12 protein-coding genes are annotated in these 16632 nt (G+C 45.8%); 3 read left to right on the top strand and 9 right to left on the bottom strand.

The window, feature by feature from the left end; genetic code table 11:
- Positions 1–134: 134 nt before the first annotated feature.
- The 3 genes from BLQ13_RS23070 to BLQ13_RS23060 form a co-directional block, all read right to left on the bottom strand.
- Complete coding sequence (locus tag BLQ13_RS23070; protein ID WP_090924032.1) at positions 135–434, bottom strand: hypothetical protein; 300 nt, start codon at positions 432–434, stop codon at positions 135–137.
- Between the two features lie 143 nt (positions 435–577).
- Positions 578–2386: an ATP-binding cassette domain-containing protein gene (locus BLQ13_RS23065; protein WP_139168941.1), complete on the bottom strand. Its 1809-nt coding sequence runs from the start codon at positions 2384–2386 to the stop codon at positions 578–580.
- Positions 2383–3240: an energy-coupling factor ABC transporter ATP-binding protein gene (locus BLQ13_RS23060; RefSeq protein WP_090924030.1), complete on the bottom strand. Its 858-nt coding sequence runs from the start codon at positions 3238–3240 to the stop codon at positions 2383–2385. Before BLQ13_RS23060 ends, BLQ13_RS23065 begins: the two co-directional genes overlap by 4 nt.
- Before the next feature lie 113 nt (positions 3241–3353).
- Between BLQ13_RS23060 and BLQ13_RS23055 the strand changes: the two genes are divergently transcribed.
- Positions 3354–3941, top strand: coding sequence for a biotin transporter BioY (locus BLQ13_RS23055; protein WP_090924029.1), 588 nt, complete (start codon positions 3354–3356; stop codon positions 3939–3941).
- Positions 3942–4097: 156 nt separating this feature from the next.
- On the opposite strand, the gene BLQ13_RS23050 is transcribed toward BLQ13_RS23055, so the two are convergent.
- The 4 genes from BLQ13_RS23050 to BLQ13_RS23035 all read right to left on the bottom strand — a co-directional run bounded on the left by BLQ13_RS23050 (position 4098) and on the right by BLQ13_RS23035 (position 10106).
- Positions 4098–6023, bottom strand: coding sequence for a beta-glucoside-specific PTS transporter subunit IIABC (locus BLQ13_RS23050; RefSeq protein ID WP_090924028.1), 1926 nt, complete (start codon positions 6021–6023; stop codon positions 4098–4100).
- Positions 6024–6420: 397 nt separating this feature from the next.
- On the bottom strand, positions 6421–7251 hold the full coding sequence (licT, locus tag BLQ13_RS23045; RefSeq protein ID WP_090924027.1) for a BglG family transcription antiterminator LicT: 831 nt from the start codon (positions 7249–7251) through the stop codon (positions 6421–6423).
- 294 nt (positions 7252–7545) lie between these two features.
- Positions 7546–8988 (bottom strand): 6-phospho-beta-glucosidase, encoded by a 1443-nt coding sequence (locus tag BLQ13_RS23040; RefSeq protein ID WP_090924026.1) that lies wholly within the window; start codon positions 8986–8988, stop codon positions 7546–7548.
- Between the two features lie 287 nt (positions 8989–9275).
- Complete coding sequence (locus BLQ13_RS23035; RefSeq protein WP_244159428.1) at positions 9276–10106, bottom strand: amidohydrolase family protein; 831 nt, start codon at positions 10104–10106, stop codon at positions 9276–9278.
- Positions 10107–10319: 213 nt separating this feature from the next.
- Between BLQ13_RS23035 and BLQ13_RS23030 the strand changes: the two genes are divergently transcribed.
- Together BLQ13_RS23030 and BLQ13_RS23025 are read left to right on the top strand one after the other, a co-directional pair.
- On the top strand, positions 10320–12047 hold the full coding sequence (locus BLQ13_RS23030) for a cellulase family glycosylhydrolase (protein WP_420848961.1): 1728 nt from the start codon (positions 10320–10322) through the stop codon (positions 12045–12047).
- A 58-nt stretch (positions 12048–12105) separates the two neighbouring features.
- The gene (locus tag BLQ13_RS23025; RefSeq protein ID WP_090924024.1) at positions 12106–13005 is read left to right on the top strand and encodes a manganese catalase family protein; all 900 of its coding nucleotides are present in this window, start codon (positions 12106–12108) and stop codon (positions 13003–13005) included.
- A gap of 84 nt (positions 13006–13089) precedes the next feature.
- Here the strand turns inward: BLQ13_RS23025 and BLQ13_RS23020 are convergent, their stop codons facing one another.
- Both BLQ13_RS23020 and BLQ13_RS23015 read right to left on the bottom strand, forming a co-directional pair.
- Positions 13090–15075: a sucrose-specific PTS transporter subunit IIBC gene (locus BLQ13_RS23020; protein ID WP_090924023.1), complete on the bottom strand. Its 1986-nt coding sequence runs from the start codon at positions 15073–15075 to the stop codon at positions 13090–13092.
- 26 nt (positions 15076–15101) lie between these two features.
- Positions 15102–16592, bottom strand: coding sequence for a glycoside hydrolase family 32 protein (locus BLQ13_RS23015; RefSeq protein ID WP_090924022.1), 1491 nt, complete (start codon positions 16590–16592; stop codon positions 15102–15104).
- Between the last annotated feature and the right edge of the window lie 40 nt (positions 16593–16632).

Below are 16632 nucleotides of genomic sequence, written 5' to 3'. Positions count from 1 at the left end.
TCCAGTACGGAAGTAAACACATTTTTTAAATTTGCTTGAATTGGATGTAATAAGACAGAATGAAAAACAGCCCTCGCACGAACCGTTCACGCCGAAGGCTGCGTATATGGATTTCAATTGGACAAAAAACGTTATTACATTTTACCCTGGTATTGAGGTTCGTGCACATCATCTGGCACCGTTTCATCAAAGACATCTTGACCCGGATAATCCCGCACTTCACCCTCGTGCAACTCATGGTTCTCATAGTCAAAACGGTGTGCGGTTCTCTGATCTGCTCGCCACGGAGAGCTCTTCCCAAGCGACTCAGACAGCAAGGTTGAACCGTAAGGACCCTCCGGAAATTCTTCAAGCGTAATGTCATTCCGCTGCGACTCTACAGTGGACACGTCTGTGTATTCTCGTCTATCTTCCTGCAAAAACTTCTCTTCCATCACTCGTCCCTCCTGATCGTCTTGAGATGATCAACGCACCTTTAAGGTGAGCGAAACGTGAAGTTTTTATGCATTTTCAATGGAAAACACTGCGTTTCTGGTGCTGATACGACAAGCGAAATCAGCACCTTCATCTACGCCACTTACCAATGGCGCAACGATACCAGCACAACAAACACAAGCAGTCCAAGGATACTGATCCAGGTATCCCGCCTGCTCCAGGACAGAAGTGAGGAACGAGCGCCAAGCGCGCCGTTTTCTCTCACCTTGCGCATCTCCATCGCAATCGTCATATCCTCAGCGCGCTGGAACAAAGCCATGATCAGAGGAATAACCATGGGTCCTAAATGTCGTACCCGAACCGTATTTGGCTTCAAAGCCGCTTTTCCGCGTGCCCTTACGATTAGTGAGAACCGTTGCCACTCACTCCAAATCATTGGAATAAATCTAAAAACCAAGGATACAGCCAGTGCAAACGAAGCTACAGGCAGCTTGATTTTTCTCCCGTAAGCCAGCACCCAGTTCAGTCCTTCAACCATGCGTCCATATGGCGTCGTAAGTGAGAACCACAGACTTGCAAGGGTTACGATAAACAAGCGGTAGAGATTAAGTAATGTTCCCTCGGCCTGAGTCAAGGAAAAGCCCAGTTGAATCCCACTTTCTCCTGTGGTTAGGGTACTGCCCGATAATGCTGTAGATAGAACAAAAAACAACACAAGTGATTTCATCAACTTGATACATCCTATCAGCATTTGTCGAGGCAAGATAGCCAAAGCACCAGCCACAGGAATCAGAGTTAACGTTAGTCCTCCCCAATGATGCTGAAGCATCGCCGCTGTAACAAGCAACATATACAATATCCATTTCAGACGCGGGTCCATTATGCTTTTCAGACGGCTGGAAGAACTGAATGAACTCGAAGAAGGGACCGTTCTTTCGTTACCGTTCAACAATGAATCTGTTACGGCAGAAACAGCGGATCCACGTCCATCTGCTTTGGAATTAACCGTTCCAGATGTCCTTGTACATGTCTCTTGTGTCATCGCAACGGTGTCATGGCCACTCTCCGCGTTGAGAGAAGCATCCTTCATCTTCAACTCCATCCCGGATCGTAAAATGGATTCTGCCATCTCTTCCGGGGTCATCGCTTGAGAACTGATCGGTATCCCTGCCTCCCTCAGCTGCGCCGCTAGTCGCATGGATGGAGGCAGACCGATTCCCGCTTGCACTAATATCTCCGGATGCTGATACAGTTCCAGCGGCGTCATGTCTGCTTCCAAGCGCCCTTCCCTTAATAAAAGTACACGATCTGCATGCGGCAGGAATGTATCCAGGTCATGCGTCGCAATGACTGCTCCTCCGCCTTCCACACGATGCTCATGCAATGAATCAAGCAGCAACTTGATACTCTGTGCCTCAAGCCCTGCGCTAGGTTCATCTAACAAAAGCCAGTCTGGCTGGGTCACATAACCAAGTGCAAGTCCTAATCTGCGCTTTTCTCCACCACTAAGTGCAAAGGGCGACCTGTCCAAGTGAAAACGTCGCTCTGTATCATCTCCTCTATGCGGGTCCCAGTGTGCCAAGGTTGCTTCGATCCGCTGTTCTTGCTCAACTTCACTCAAACGATAAGGGCGAAGGGAATATAACAGCTCTCGCTTAATATTTCGGGCAAACAATTGTTGCTCTGGAAACTGGAACACAAGTCCCATCTGAAACAAAACGGACTTTGGTACCTTGCCGTCATGCCACATCGGCTCTCCTGCAAGCGTAATGTCCCCGGAATCCGGTTGCTTAAGACCAGCTATCGTCTGCAGTAGCGTTGTCTTGCCAGAGCCAGTGCAGCCCAGAAGTAGTGTGATCTCACCACGGTTCATTGTTACCGAAATATGATTAAGTAAGGTTCGTTTCGTGTCATCATGAACTCGCACGTATATATTATTAAGTGCAATCACCAACGCGCAGCCTCCTTCGCAAGCTGCTCAGGCCGGAGGGGGTTAACACCCTTCAGTCTTCCCCGCTGTTTCAAGATCAGGCATGTCTTCACTGTGAAAGGCGGTTCCAGCCCGACCTCTTCACAAGGAGATTGAAGCCTTTCATACGGGTTCGTATCTGATGATGTCTCCATAGCTGTGACCTCTGGATAGAAAAAAGATTCCGGTATGCCGTCATAGATACATTTCCCCTTACTCATAGCCATAATCCGATCACATAAGGTCGCTTCCTCCAGATGGTGAGTAATCCAGATTACTGCCGTACCGTTGCTGGTGACTGACTGTACAATACGTTCTATGCGGTCTCTCGCATCAGGATCAAGCATCGCTGCAGGTTCATCCATAATCAGTACATCCGGCTTGGCCGCAAGGGCTGTAGCAATGTTAAGTAACTGTTTCTGTCCACCGGACAAACGGGCAATCACCATATCCAGCGGATAGTGGAGTCCCACAAGCTGTAGCGCTTCTTGTCTACGTCTAGCTTTCTCCCCGCTCGATATATGTAAATGCGATAAAGCAAAATGAAATTCTTCTTCAATCGTATCTCCCAGCACCTGTGCATCGGGCTGCTGTAACACACCGCGAATGGTCAGGTTTGCAGGCATATTTCGCTCTCCGGCGGATAAGGGAATGAAACCAAGCAGCAATCCGGCTAACGTGCTTTTCCCACTGCCATTAGCGCCCACGATACTTAACCACTCTCCCGCTTTGAGATTAAGCGAGACACCGTCCAGTGCCTTTTTAACTTCACCGCCTTCAGTAGCGTAGTGAACACGGACATCTAGCAATGAAATGATAGGTAACTTGTCTTGCATTTCGAAATTAGTCCTTTCACATTCTGAAATTATATGATAATATCCTAATCGTCAACCAAATATAAATAACAGGTTAACAATAATTCTATCAAAATCGAAAGGATTGTACAAACATGAAATTATCTTTGAGAGGCATTGTATTTAGTGCACTTATGGCTGCTATCCTCGTTATTTTCGGATACATAAGCATTCCTCTTGGCTTTTCACCTGTACCCATCACGTTACAAACTTTAGCAGTAATGTTGGCTGGTGGACTGCTTGGGCCACTCTATGGCTTTCTCAGTATAGCTCTTGTCGTTGTGCTTACGGGGCTTGGTTTTCCTCTGTTACATGGTACAGGCGGTCTTGGTGTGCTACTGGGGCCAACCGGAGGATACGTAATTATGTGGCCGTTTGCCGCATTGCTGATGGGTTTATTGCTCTCTAAAGTTGAAATTCGAGGAATTAAAGGATTTTTGATGGCTTTTATTATCATTGAGCTGTTTGGATCCTTATTAAACTATGTTACAGGTGTTCCTTGGCTCGCTTACCGGTTCAGTATGTCATTATCCGATGCCATGATTCAAGGTTTCTACCCTTATATTATCGGGGATCTGATCAAAGCCATCTTCGCCACAATTATCATTGCTCCAGTTCGCATCGTATATCCACCTTCGCGGCTGACAGGTCACATGCACTCTAATGTAGTAAAAGCAAGCTAACAGCAATCTTCCTTCCATAACCAGCCATTCATTTCATTATGAATAGATCACAAACAACCGCCACAATTTTGTTGACGGTTGTTTGTTTATTATGAAGATCATTTATTGTAATTCATCCATTAATGAATCATCGAAATGTGTATCGTTAAGCTAGACTTAGGCTTTACTTGCTTCTGTTCCGACAATTTTCAAAAGCATATCCTTATTGCTTACTTGTCCAGTAGCTTGCGGGATAACATCATTGTAATCTGCTGAATTCGTTACAATAATTGGTGTTACGGTATGATAACCAGCCGCTTTAATTTGTTCAATATCGAATTCCAGCAACAGATCGCCTGCCTTTACTCTATCGCCTTCCTCAATGTAAGAGATAAAATGTTCTCCATCAAGTTTGACTGTGTCCACACCCACATGTACCAGAATCTCCGCACCGGAATCCGAAACCACAGCAAGCGCATGTTTCTTTTTAAAAGCAACGGTTACCGTCCCATCAAAAGGAGCAACAACCCGTCCAGTTGACGGCTCGATTGCAATCCCTTTACCCATTGCGCCTGAAGCAAACGCCGGATCTGGAACCTCGGCCAAATCAACAATTTTACCTTCAATCGGGCTTAATACCGCTTGATCGGAAGTAGTGGTAGCCTGAGCAGATGACTTCGAAGAAGTATCTTTACTATGTGTAGCCGCTGCTCCAGCAGACGGTACGGATTCCGCCTTTGTTTCTTCATCATCGACAGGGTCTTTGAAGCCCATGATATACGTTAATACCGCGGAAACAATGAACGATGCCACGATACCGATAATCAAGCCTGGAAAACCTTGGCCACCCGGTCCGTAGAAGATTGGCAAAGTCAGCAATCCAGGCGCACCGGAAGCAAAAGCTTGCGTACCTGCCTGACCGATAATGGCACCACCAACGGCACCACCGATAACCCCTGCAATAAACGGACGTTTTAGCGGCAACGTTACACCGTAAATGGCCGGTTCTGTAATCCCGAACAGAGCTGTAAGTGTTGAAGAACCAGCGAGTGTTTTCAATTTTTTATTTTTTGTTTTGAGCATGACACCAAATGCTGCACCCGTTTGAGCAAAGACAGAAGCTGTCGCTGCTGGCTTCACACCGTCCTGACCGTGTACGGCAATGTTATTAATAAATACAGGCACGAGACCCCAGTGTACACCGAAAATAACGAGCAACTGCCAGCTTGCACCCATTACAGCTCCGGCAAGTAGCGGACTGAATCCAAATGCAGCCACCATCGCCGATGCAATGCCGTTACCGACATATACACCGAATGGTCCGAAGACAAGCAGTGTGAGCGGCACCATAATAACAAGCAAAAATAGCGGTGTAATAAAGTTTTTGAGACTTTCATGAAGAAGCTTGTTGAAGAATTTCTCCAGCTTGCTCATCACAATAACGGCTAGAATAATAGGAATGACGGTCGAAGCATAACTCATCAGGACTACGGGAATACCGAAAAAGTCTGTTGGCGTTCCGTCCGTTTTCAACTGAATAATCGTTGGATAGATCAATGCACCTGCTATGGTCAATGCAACAAATGCATTACCTTGAAACTTACGTGCTGTTGTAACCGCTAACAGCAACGGCAAGAAGTAGAACAAACTATCTGCTGCAGCATACAGAATGATATAGGTCGTGTCTGTCTTTTCAAGCCAACCGACATTGTTGGCAATCAGCAACAGCCCTTTTAAAATACCGGCTCCAGCCATTACACCAAGGAGCGGTGCGAAGATGCTGGAGATGACGTCAATGATACCGCCTAACCCCTTAACCTTTTTGCTACTTTTTTCTTTACTCGATGAATCGTCCAGAATATTGCTGATCTGACCAATCGCCTGGTAGACTTCAGGAACCTTGTTCCCCACGACAACCTGGAATTGTCCACCGTTCTCCTTAACGGCAATGACACCTTCTGTTCTCTCCAAACCTGCTTTGTCGGCCTTGGAATCATCCTTCAATACAAACCGCAAACGAGTTGCACAGTGTACCAGTGATTGTACGTTTTTCTCACCGCCAACCCGTTCAATAATCTCTCTAGCCAATTTCTCTTGACTCATAATTTGCCCTCCTACGTTGTGTCTATAAAATTGAACTGAAAGTCTTTTACACGGTCACTCCGATGACAGAATAACCTTCCAATCGCTGTTATCCTCAGATTTTTTGATTCTTTTTAAAATGGGAAAAATCCGATGATAAAGGCGAACGCTTCGCTTTTCCAGGTTTTTTCTGTCCTCTTCGTTGATGTGTAAATGATAATTCAATTTATATAACAGGCTCCTACCGATTTTTTTGCACACAAAAAACCTAAGCCTTGCGTAAATGGACATAAAATGCCGAAATACACATGACTTAGGTTTTGCCTGCATAACCAGTAACAATCCCAGTTAAATCGTATTCAATTCCTGTTATAAACATAATATTATAATATGCCCATTTATGTCAATAATTAAAATGTTAACGGTTCACGACACGTTCGATGTGTACCGTAAGATATAACTTTTCCTCATTGGTGAGTTCATGATCATATTCTTTTTTGACAAACAATGCGATTTTCTCTACACATGCTGCTGCTTCGGGATGTTTCTCCTTAATCATGTCGTAAAAATGATCATAATTGTTGTCATAATGCGTCCCACTAAGCACTCGCTGGGAGAAAAACTTCAGATGAGTGATAAAACGGAAGTAGCTGAGAGACTCCTCATCAAACTCCATTTTGAAATGATACTTGGCGATATTAATAATCTGCTGGATAAACTTCGTAATATTCATCGTCGTAATCACTTCTTCGTTCATTTCCGCATTCACAATATGTAGCGCAATAAAAGCCGCTTCATCTGGTGGGAGCTCAATATTCATCCTACTGTTAATCTGCTCCAGCATGCGAAGTCCCAGCCCAAATTCGGCCTTGTACAACTGCTTGATCTCCCACATCAAAGCATTTTTAATTTCGATTCCCTCATGATAACGCTCGATGGCAAAATGAATATGATCTGTAAGCGAGACATAGATGTTCTCGTTCAATTTCCGCCCCAAATTGTCACGCGCATGGGCAATCATTTCCTCCACAATCTCAACAAGTTCCATCGGAACTTCACGCAAAAGCGTTTTGAAATTATCGGATGTCTGTTTGTTTTTCAAGGCAAATACTTTTTGAATGCGGGTCTCGTCTACTTTATCCCCCGGCTTCTTCTTAAAGGCAATCCCACGTCCCATCACCACAAGCTCTGCCCCGTCGGCCTGATAGATGCTAATGACGTTATTGTTGATAACCTTTGCTATTTTCACTTCAATCCCCCCGTCACGTTCCACTCTCTAGTCGCCAAGATATATCCAATTATGGGCATGCAAAAAAAACCTGGAGCATCACAAAATAAACAAGACGTGGCGGTCTGCTTTTTTTGGTGCTCAGGTTTTGCCTACGCGTGTGATGTAGTAACAATCCCAGTAACGATATATTTGCGTCAAGTATAGCGTGAACTGCGTTATATGTCAACGCTTTCAACGGTCAGACATGAGGAAGTTGCATGTATCCTGCAACTTCCTCATCCTTGGAGACAGCTGTTTTAAAAAACAATGAGATTACTTATCTCCCAGGTCTGTACCGCCAGACGCAATGACATTTTTATACCATTCGAAGCTTTTCTTTTTGATCCGAGTCAATTCGCCCTTGCCTTCATTGTCACGATCCACATAGATGTAACCGTAACGTTTTCTCATCTCCCCAGAAGAGGCACTGACAATATCAATGGGCCCCCAGCTGGTATAACCGATGATGTTACATCCGTCCTGAATGGCTTCACCCATCTCGGCTACATGGCGTTTCAAATAATCGATTCGGTACGAGTCATCGATTTCACCCTCAGCATTCACCTCATCATGTGCACCAAAGCCATTTTCCACCACAAACAGCGGTTTCTGATAACGGTCATGTAGCTGATTCGCCGTAATACGGAACCCTTTGGGATCAACCGTCCATCCCCATTCCGATTTGGCCAAGTATGGATTCGCTATGGAACCGAACACGTTGCCACTGGTCATATTTTTGTTCACTTCTGGGTCAGTACTGGTTGTCCGACTGGAATAATAGCTAAATCCGATATAGTCTACCGTATGGTTTCGCAAAATGTCAGCATCCTGCGGTTCCATCACAATGTTCAAGTTGTGATCCTTGAAGAAACGTTTAGCATAACCAGGGTACTCCCCGCGTGATTGCACGTCGATGAAAAAATAGGACTCTCTGTCCTTCTCCATGCCCTGGAATACATCTTCGGGATTACATGTGTAAGGGTAGAAGCTACCTGCTGCGAGCATGCAACCAATCATGGCATCAGGAATGATCTTGTGGCAAGCTTTAACGGCAAGAGCACTTGCAACGAGTTGGTGATGTGCCGCCTGGTATTGAATTTCTTTAATGTTGTCACCTTCGTTAAACGCCAGTCCAGCACCAAGAAAAGGAAGATGAAGCAACATGTTGATCTCGTTGAACGTCATCCAGTATTTCACCTTGTCTTTGTAACGAGTAAATACCGTTTTGGCGTAGTTCTCAAACAAATCCACCAGTTTGCGACTTCTCCAGCTGCCATATTTCTCAATCAGATGTACAGGCACATCGAAGTGAGCAAGCGTAACCACCGGCTCGATGCCATGTTTCAAAAGTTCATCGAACAGATCATCGTAAAATTGTAAACCCGCTTCATTCGGCTCTGCGTCCTCACCTGTCGGGAAAATCCGTGCCCAGGCGATCGATACACGTAATGCTTTGAACCCCATTTCGGCGAAAAGAGCAATATCTTGCGGATATCTATGATAGAAATCAATCGCTTCATGTGATGGGTAAAACTCGCTAGCGAGCGGTGTAAACGCTGGAACGTTGCCTTTCATAATGCTTCTACGGTTTTCTCCCGTTGGCAACAGGTCAACGATGCTCAGCCCTTTACCACCTTCAAGGTATGCTCCCTCTGCCTGATTGGCCGCAATCGCTCCCCCCCACAGAAAGTTCTCAGGAAATTTAAATGTTGTCATTTGTATTCTCCTTTCAAATATGTAACTCCATGATCCGCCCCTTTTCTGCCTCCAGATCTGCTACTTGAAAATAGAAAAAACCCGAACCAGCCTGTATACACGATAGCGTGTATCACAAGCCAGCTCAGGTTATGCCCGTATTCGGTAACATTCCCAGAAAACATTATGCGGATTAGATAAAACATTACCAAGAAACAGGAAATATGTCAACGCGCGCATTTTAATTAGACATACCTCTTGGCTCATCAAAGGTTTACTTTTTCATGTCAACACCGTTTCTCAAATGCTTATAATTTGTAAAATGTAGCACAATTATCACCAAAAATCAGCTGCCGCTCCGCTTCTGGCAAGCTCTGAACATGCGTTTGCAACAGATTGAAAACCTGTGCATATGTACCAGCTACGGTGCATACCGGCCAGTCCGATCCATACATCACTCGCTTTGGTCCAAAGGCTTGAAGCACGGTATTTATATAAGGCGCAAAGTCTTCCTGTGTCCACTGGTTCCAATCCGCTTCGGTGACCATGCCAGACAATTTGCAATAGACATTTGGATATGCCGCAATCGCTTCCATGGTTTCCTTCCAAGGCGAACCGATTCCAGCCTTAATGTCCGGTTTAGCCAGATGGTCAATGACAAAGCGCTGCTGTGGGAACTTTTGAACCAATTCTACGGCATAAGGAAGTTGCTCCTTCGATACGAGCAAATCGTAGGCTAGATCGTGCTGTTCCAGCAGGGCAATGCCTCGTTGGAAGTCCTCACGCAACACGAACTTTACATCAGGCTCGTCCTGTATGACATGACGAACCCCCTTCAGCCAAGGGTTAGCCGCAAACTTTTCCAGTTGAGATGAGGCTTCCTCAGAGCGTAGATCTACCCACCCAACTACGCCTTTAATGAAATCATGCTTGTCCGCAAGTTCGAGAAGCCACTCGGTTTCTTCAAGAGTTTGGCGCGCTTGAACAGCTACACAGCCCGAGACGCCGGAATCCGTAAGTATTGGCTCTAGGTCTTCTGGCAGAAATGAACGCTGAATCACACTCATCTCTTCACCGATCCATCCATAATCACGAATGTTATAATTCCAAAAATGTTGATGTGCATCGAGTTTCATCATAAGTGCCCTCCTGTGTTGTGCACGTTAGTTCAGTCTACTAACCATTCATATAAATATAAATCAAATGCAGCAGATAAGCACTAATTTTCGAATGAATTTTATTCCAATTGTAATGGTATTTCCTTCCTGTTAACTGTGATATATTTACTGTTCAGAAAACGCTTTCAGTATTTTAGGTTCATCATCTTGATTTTAAAAAAGGAGATGTTATTGATGCCAAAAAAACGAAAGTCCATCCTCTCGATCACCGTTGTTGCCGCCTTGGTTCTGTCTATGCTCTCCACGGCCATGGCCTCTGCTGCAACAAGCTCCCACGAACCCGACAGTAAACCAGCCCCCGTAAGTAAAATGCAAACTTATGTTAATGCAATGGAACCAGGCTGGAATCTGGGTAACTCGCTGGATGCAGTCGGGGATGATGAGACGGCTTGGGGCAACCCGCGCATTACGAAAGAGCTGATACAATCGATTGCCGATCAAGGGTACAAAAGCATTCGTATACCCGTTACCTGGGAAGCGCACATCGGTGACAAACCGGATTACAACATTGACGCGGCTTACATAAATCGGGTTCAGGAGGTCGTAGGCTGGGCGCTTGATGCCGACCTCTATGTCATGATCAATCTGCATCATGATTCCTGGCGCTGGATCAGCACCATGGAGAAAGACTATGATCACGTTCTTGCGCGTTACAATGCCATTTGGACACAGATTGCAAACAAGTTCAAGGATGCACCCGAGAAACTGATGTTCGAGAGTGTCAATGAACCCCGCTTCACCGAAGGTGGCACTACGAATGCAGATACCGGATACCGCATGCTGGATACGTTAAATACTTCTTTTCATCATATCGTAAGATCGTCCGGCGGTAACAATGATACCCGTCCACTTGTATTACCCACTATGCATACTTCATCGGCTCAGCCTGATCTGGATGCGTTGAATCAGACGATTCAAAAGCTGGATGATCCTAATCTCATCGCTACCGTACATTATTACGGGTTCTGGCCTTTCAGCGTGAACATTGCGGGATTTACCAAATTCAACGACGAAGTACAAAAGGACGTTACCGACACGTTCGATCGTGTGCACGATGCATTTACAGCCAAAGGTATTCCAGTCATCATCGGTGAGTACGGTTTGCTCGGATTTGACCAGCATACAGGTGTGATCGAACAAGGTGAAAAATTAAAGTTTTTTGAATTCGTTGGGCATTACTCACGTCAAAAACAGATGACCACCATGCTTTGGGACAACGGACAACATTTTGGACGCACTAGCTATACCTGGTCAGATCAACAACTGTTTGATATGATCCGGGCGAGCTGGAACGGGCGCTCATCCACCGCAGAGACCGATCAGGTTTATCTAAAACAACATGAACCTATTCGAGATGTGAAAATCACTCTCGATTTGAATGGAAATCGCTTCTTTTCTCTGAAAAATGGCACAACTGCACTTCTACGAGGGAAAGATTACTCGATTCGAAACGGTGTACTTACTTTAAAATCAAGCCTGCTAACCCGATTAACTGCTGAAAGCAAGCTGGGGGTAAATGCCACACTGACAGCCGGGTTCAGTGCAGGTGCAGACTGGACGTTGAATATTATTCAATACAACACACCTGTTTTAAATGACGCGCAGGGTACAACCAGTGCTTTCGCTATTCCTGTCACATTCGGTGGCGATCAGCTCGCAACGATGGAAGCGACCTATGCCAATGGAGAAAATGCTGGCCCTCAGAACTGGACGTCATTTAAGGAATTCGCCTATACGTTTAGCCCGGATTATGATCGTAACGTCATTGAACTGAAACCTAACTTTTTTAACGAAACCAAAGATGGCGAAATCCAGCTCAAGTTCCATTTCTGGAGTGGTACTGTCATTGAATATACCCTTACGAAAAAAGGCTCCATCGTAGAGGGCGCAACATTAGATTGAATAACGTACAAGTCAACCTTCATACCTTGATTGTAATGAGGATTGAGGAGGAATTGACATGTTTAAACGTGTAGATCGTCTTGCCATTGAATTGCCTATATCGAATAATCCCGACCCCAACGGAGCCAGTGCCGTACAGGAATTGCTCGGTGGAAAATATGGCGAGATGTCAACGCTGAACAATTACATGTATCAATCGTTTAACTTCAGAGGCAGATCCAAGCTACGTCCCTTCTATGACATTGTTGCCAGTATTACAGCAGAAGAATTCGGTCATGTCGAACTTGTCGCGAACACGATTAATTTGATGCTTGAAGGTTCAACGTCACCTGGCGAACCAGACTCCACACCGCTTCGCATAGCTAAGGATTTACGTATGACTTCGCATTTTATTGAATCCGCGCAGACGGCACTGCCCTATGATTCCATGGGAAGACCTTGGAATGGCTCGTATGTTTTTAGCAGTGGTAACTTGATTTTGGATCTGCTGCATAATTTCTTTTTGGAATGTGGTGCAAGAACACACAAAATGAGAGTGTACGAAATGACCGACAACAATACGGCTCGTGAGATGACGGGTTATCTGCTTGTCCGGGGCGGTGTACACATTCTGGCATACGCCAAAGCGCTGGAGATTGCGACCGGGGTTGATGTGACGAAGCTGATTCCCATCCCCTCTCTTGACAACAAAGCGTTTGAGACCACCCGCAAATGGGAAGCGATGGGTGAACAAAGACGATTGTACACGTTCAGTGACAAGGATTATCAGCAGATTGCCCAGATATGGAAGGGTGTGCATCCTACCGACGGAGGTAAACTGGAGGCCTTTGCAGGTTTACCGGGTTACGGAGGGCCCATTCCCGAGCTTCCTGATCTACCGGAAGAATTTGCTCCTGGAATATCGCCGGAGGACTTTCTTCAGATTGCAGAACGACTTAAGCGGAATGCCGGATTATAATAGGATTAGAAAAAAGGGAAACCTGCGGAGGATGAATCCACCCGGTTTCCCTTTTTTTGTAGCTCTTATTTTACATGATATTTACTATTGTGGCTCCGTAAACTCCACCGTCAGTACCTTTTTCTCATTCGCCTGCACGATACCACTTGTTATCGCTCTCACAGAAGCAATAAACTCATTCCCGCTCGGGATCAGCACAGGAGTAATCAACGGCAGTCCAGCCTCCTCGATGATATCCATATCAAATTCAATGAGTAGTTGTCCAGCAAGCACGGAATCCCCGCTTTTCACATGAGTAACAAAGCCTTTTCCTTTCAGACCGACGGTATTGATACCGATATGAACCAGCAGTTGAACTCCTGTCTCGTGCTCTAAAATAACCGCATGTTTACTCTTATCCATGACATGGGCAACAACGCCATCAAACGGAGCATATACTTTGCCTTCGGAAGGCTCGATGGCGAAGCCCTCTCCCATATGTTTTTCCGCAAATGCCGGATCAGGTACCTGCTCCAGTTCAACGAGTGTACCATGGATCGGTGATGCGATCTCCAACTGCCTCACTTTGGGACGGGATGCAGCATTGACCGATTCCGTTACCGATGTAGAAGTAGATGAAGTTACGTCCGATGCGGAAGGTTCCGTCTTTGATTCCACAGACGAACCGTTACCGGAAGCTGTCTCAACAGATTGATCTTTATAACCAAAGAACCATGTCAGTGCAAAAGCAATCGCCATTGCCGTTACGTTGGACAAAATGTACAAAGGCAATTGACTATTCAGATATAGCAGTGTTCCGGGAATTACCGTTACTGCCATACCCGTACCTTGCAGATGAAAGAGTGAAGCGATGAAACCACCAACGGCTCCCCCGATCAGGCCCATTACAAATGGTTTCATATAACGCAGATTCACACCAAAGATGGCGGGTTCAGTGATACCAAGGAATGCAGATAACGATGAAGGAAGCGCGAGTGCTTTGAGCTTCATATTTTTAGTTTTCAGACCCACCGCAAGACATGCCGCTCCTTGTGCAGCCATTGCACATGTAATAATCGCGTTAAACGGATTGAAGCCCGTTTTCTCAAGCAATTGAATCTCCAGAAAGTTAAAGATATGATGTACACCCGTAACCACAATGATCTGATGGAAAAAACCGATAATAATGCCTGCGATTCCGTAAGGCAGATCAAGTACAGCCGTTGTGCCATGCAGAACCCACTCTTCAAGTGAGTGAAATACAGGACCAATAGCGAATAGTCCTAGCGTAATCATCACCGTTAACGTAATGAATGGAGTCAAAATCAAATCCAGTGCCTCAGGCACACGTCTACGCAATACTTTTTCAAACTTCGCACCGAGTAAACCTACAAAAAAGGCAGGCAGTACCGATCCCTGATACCCTACGACGGGGATAAACCCGAACATATGCAAGGGTTGCGCCGAGCCATCAGCTACAGCATAAGCATTCGGCAGCGCTGGATTCACCAGCATCAGACCAAGTACAATCCCGAGCACAGGGCTCCCGCCGAATACGCGGAATGCAGACCAGGCGACAAGCGCAGGCAGGAATGCAAAAGCCGTATCCGTTAGAATCTGCGTGAACAGCAAAAAGTTTGGCGATATGTCATCAGGCGTTGCGCCGAACCATGCCAGAATTTCATTTTGCGTAAGCAGACCGCGCAGCCCCATGAATAGCCCTGTCGCTACCAGTACAGGAATAATCGGAACAAAGACATCACCAAATGTGCGAATAGCCCGCTGGAATGCATTGCCTTCCTTTTTCCCCTGACTCTTCACATCTTCTTTCGATGTCCCTTCAATCCCCTGCTTCTCAACCTCTTCAAAAATTCGGTTGACCGTACCTGTGCCGAAAATAATCTGATATTGTCCCGAGTTGAAAAAGGCACCCTTCACCTTGTCGATGTTCTCGACTTGCTTCTGATCAATCTGCTCTTTATCCTTCACCATGATGCGAAGCCGCGTTGCACAATGTGCAAAGGAGGCGATATTTTCTTTTCCCCCGACAGCCTGGATGACCTCTTTAGCAATGCGCTGATTATCCGACATGTTGTCTCATCCCTCTCTCATTCAATCTAAACATTCCACATAACCGCTCTGAAATCCGCCTTGCCTCCGTGTGCAAAAAATCGAATATCCATACTTTCCTGGCTTGGGAAGATTCGGCTAGTGAAGACTTCTTGTCCATCGTTGACAAATATCTCAACCGAGGACGAATCTACGAACATATGCAGCTTGATTACAGCATCTACATCTATATCTTCATCCAAAGTACAGGTGCGAATGGTGCCATTGGCTTCAGATAGTGTCGCACCAGACTGACTGCGATCCAATATAAGTTTGCGCTGCAGGCGATCATACTGAATGACCGTTTTCTCCGTATCGCTCGCCCGGAACTCAATGCCCACAAGGTCTGCATCGTTCTGGCTAATCTCACATTGGAGTTCGTAAGCGATACCATTAAAGCCTGCAAAGGATCGGCTTTCATTGCTAAGCGAGTCCTGAGTCCGAATACCTTGCTGATCCTTGCGCAACTGAGCCATTTCAGGAACGGGTCGCTGAATAAGCTTGCCGCCTTGAATCGATAATTGCCGTGGAATCGTTAAACAATGGGCCCAGCCACTGTCATCTGTGGGATACGTCAGATCAGGAAGTCCCATCCATGCAACCAGGATTCGTCTTCCGTCTGGAGATTGCATCGTTTGCGGCGCATAAAAGTCAAATCCACGATCCAGTTCCTCAAACTCCCCATGTGTGAATTCTCTCGTATCCAGGTTTAGAGGTTCACCAATGAGGTATCCCGATTGATAGATGTTTTGGTATCGGTCTGATTCGGCCGGAATGCCTTGTGGTGAGAAGATGAGTACTCCTTGGCCTTCCAGCTCCAGATAGTCGGGGCATTCCCACATGTAACCAAAGGAAGACAATGTTGTACCGATCTCACCAAGAAACTGCCAATGTTTCAAATCTTCCGAGCAATACAGTACCGTGCATCCTGTCTCATCCGTACGCTGGGCTCCAATGACACCATAATAGACATCTTCGTGCAGCCACACCTTCGGATCTCGGAAATGCTCGGTATATCCAGTCGGTACGTCAGAAATGACAGGATGCTCGAATTTTGTGATTACATTCTGCTCATCCATGAACGCCAAGCACTGAAACGGATGTCTAATCCAATTCTCATCTCGCGTATTGCCTGTGTAGATCAGGTTTAACATGCCATCTTTTTCAATCGCACTTCCGGAATACGCTCCGTGGGAGTCATAAGGAGTTCCGGGTTCAATCGCAATACCAACATTCTCCCAAGTCACCAAATTTTTAGAACGGGTATGATACCAGTATTTCATGCCGTGCTCCGTTCCAAGAGGGAACCATTGATAAAACAGATGGTAGTAACCTTCATAAAAGGAAAATCCGTTCGGATCGTTAAGCAAACCGGTTACGGGCTGAATATGGTAACCCTGTCTCCATGGACATGCAGCGATCTTAGCTTCCAGTGCAGCAATCTCTCCCGGTTCAGCTTGCTCAATCCGCCGATAGAGCTGCTCTCTTGTCATTTTCATACGTCATATCAATCTCCAATCATGATGCAAAATCAGAAGT

Source organism: Paenibacillus polysaccharolyticus (genome assembly GCF_900102085.1).
Taxonomy (GTDB): domain Bacteria; phylum Bacillota; class Bacilli; order Paenibacillales; family Paenibacillaceae; genus Paenibacillus; species Paenibacillus polysaccharolyticus.
Note: the sequence above shows the minus strand (reverse complement) of the source record. Positions and strands in the feature narration are given on the sequence as shown.